Below are 1,824 nucleotides of genomic sequence, written 5' to 3' on the forward strand. Positions count from 1 at the left end.
ACACCTGTGGTCACATTGGTCGTTGCACCCGGGGGGTATAGTTTTGCTGACTTCCTCAAGCTCGGTGTGCCGCTCACGATCCTGACCGGCACTGTCGCGGTGATCATCGCCCCAATGCTGTTCCCTTACTGACGGTTTACTCCCTGATTTATGTCGTTGTTTTAGCCGACGCGTGGCAGGGGCCTAAAAAAGTCAATTGTTTGTACACCCATACTGGAGTCCAAGATCGCAGTGAGCCATGAGGCGTTCTGTGTCTTTTGCAGTCCAGGTCTCGGGTGCAGTAACCTGTACCCACGGACCTATGTAATCCCCGGCATAGTAGGCATGCCCATGTCCAGGCGGTGTCCCGAAAGATAGCGCCATATCGAGGGCCAACTGAAACTTGGTCACAACCGGTATGAACGTAAGGTGTTCTGAAACATCTTCAGCAGGTGGTTCCTTCATCCATGGAGGAGCGCGCCAGAAGGAAAACGGATCGTAAAAGACAATTGGATCACTTGAGTACTGCAAGAATATTATTCGCATCTGGCCCCAATCAGCCGCAGCCTCTGACGCGTCCGAGAAGTGGGAAGCGTAGCGTACAATCGAACCATCACCAATTGTCGGCAAAACCCATGGACTTCCCGGTTGACGAGAATTCTGAACGCGCTGCCAAAAGTCTGAAGGAAATGGCGGCCCCACCCAGAACGCGCCATCGATAGGATCACCAACCAGACGAAGCAGGTTGGTTGCATACATTGACGACCAAGCCCCGAGACTTAATCCATGCGAATAAAGCCTTGGGCGATTTTCTTTCGGGAGGGTACGCCAATAGTCATGTACAACTTCCATAAGAGCAGTCGCCTGATCCAGGCCAGTGCGGGTTTCAAGAACCAAAGCAAGCGGTGATTGCATATAGGAATACTGAACGCTTACAGTCGCTATATCACCGTTATGCATGTATTCGACAGGATCGTGCGATCCCGGATCCATCCAACCGGTTCCGGTGGGGCTTGTTACAATCATGATCTTTCGTTCGAAGGCACCAAGGCGTTTCAGCTCCGCTAAAGCCAGTTCCGCCCGCTCCATTGGTGTGTCGGCATTTGCCCGACCCACATAAACCCTGATTGGGTCCAAGGCGGGTCTGCCAGAAAATTTTGAAATAGCTTCCGCATCCGGCCCGGTCTCGACAAAGTCGCGGCCCGGCTTGCCCATAGCTGCCCAGTCGATGAGCGAGGCAGACGATCCGGCTTTGTTTGGATTGGCAGGCATTGGTGGCGCGGTGTCAAATAGTTCCTGAGCCGCCTCGTAGCTTTCGTCGAGCGTAGCGACTACCCGATCGAAAACACCATCTCGTGTTACGATCAGTAGTATCGTGAACACCGTTAAAGCGCCGAGGACATTGGCCCGCCGTGGTGGCATGAAGCGATAGAATTTAGCGCGCGTCCACCGAAACATGCCTTCAATCAATTTGCCTATCAGATAGGCGGCGGAAAAGGTTAGCAACGCGATGGGCAGCATTGTCATCAGGTACGGGGCTTCCGCCTCTTCAAGTCCCATCTTGCCACGCAAATCGTTCTGCCACTCAAGGTTAAGGGTGCTCGACCAGACCCCGAGAGTCAGTACTGTACACGTAAGGGACACATCACGCAGAACAGCCAGCTTACGTGGAATTACAGGCAGGTCGGCTGCAAGCCAGATCAAGCCAATCACTTTCCCTATCAAGTATCCAAGCGACATGACCAGGCCGCCGAGAACGCCTTGCGCCATGTCCGTCATCGAATGATTTGGAACACGAGCGTTTGATTGGCTTAGGAGGATCAGGCTCGCTGTAGTTTCAATCTA

At 53.3% G+C, this 1,824-nt stretch carries 1 protein-coding gene; it reads right to left on the reverse strand.

Annotated features, from left to right (window positions below):
- Positions 1–192: 192 nt before the first annotated feature.
- Positions 193–1,758 carry an alpha/beta hydrolase gene (locus AC2FEE_RS25545; protein ID WP_496868218.1) on the reverse strand — a complete coding sequence of 522 codons (1,566 nt, stop codon included), beginning with the start codon at positions 1,756–1,758 and terminating at the stop codon, positions 193–195.
- Positions 1,759–1,824 lie beyond the last annotated feature (66 nt).

Source organism: Ruegeria sp. YTSC199, assembly GCF_059609725.1.